Here is a 748-nt window from a genome sequence, read left to right as displayed (position 1 = left end):
TACCCGTATGGTGAAAAAGAGCAGACAGAGTTTCTCAACTTAACAGACCTACAGTACAACACCGTGCATGCCATGAATGAAAAGTTCTATGACGAAATCAATGCTCTTATCCAGTACGAGCCTGTTGAGATTTGGGACCAAGAATGGATTGCGATGGCAAAAGATCTAGGCATTGAAAAAGGTAAGGCGTTTGCTCCTGATGAGCGCATGAAGTCGATTCTTTCTGAAGCTGCAAAAATTGCTACAGCGGAAGCGCGTGCAACTTACTTTTACCCAGAAGAGAACATGAAGGTATATGACGACCGACATTGGTTTACTCCTCTTATTTCTGGACATGAGTTCCTGGATGAAAATGGAGTAGTGTCGATTGATGAGAGAGCGACCTTCCACTTTATGGCGACGGGTATTACACCTGACATGGTGACAAATACCGTGGGTAAAGGTTCGGCGTACCTACTTGCGACACGCGATGGTGACGACCAGCTTCTTGATGGTGGAGAGCACTACACAGTGACACTGCCAAAAGACGTACCTGTGGCGAACTTCTGGTCCTTCATGGTATACGACAACCAAACGCGTTCAATGTTAGAGACGGATCAAAAGTCAGCCGGAGTCGATGGATTAAATAAAGCTCTCCGAAAAAATGAAGATGGTTCGGTCACTATCCACTTCGCGCCAACGGCACCAAAAGGCTGGGAAGACAACTGGGTTCAGACCATGCCAAACAAAGGCTACAACGTTATTTTCA

Annotated in this window: 1 protein-coding gene; it reads left to right on the top strand. The window is 46.1% G+C overall.

Going from position 1 to position 748, the window contains the following annotated elements; translation table 11 throughout:
- On the top strand, positions 1–748 hold a 748-nt coding region (locus tag KIV40_RS31485; protein WP_285353232.1), incomplete at both ends, for a DUF1214 domain-containing protein.

Source organism: Vibrio sp. D173a (genome assembly GCF_030248475.1).
Note: the sequence above shows the minus strand (reverse complement) of the source record. Positions and strands in the feature narration are given on the sequence as shown.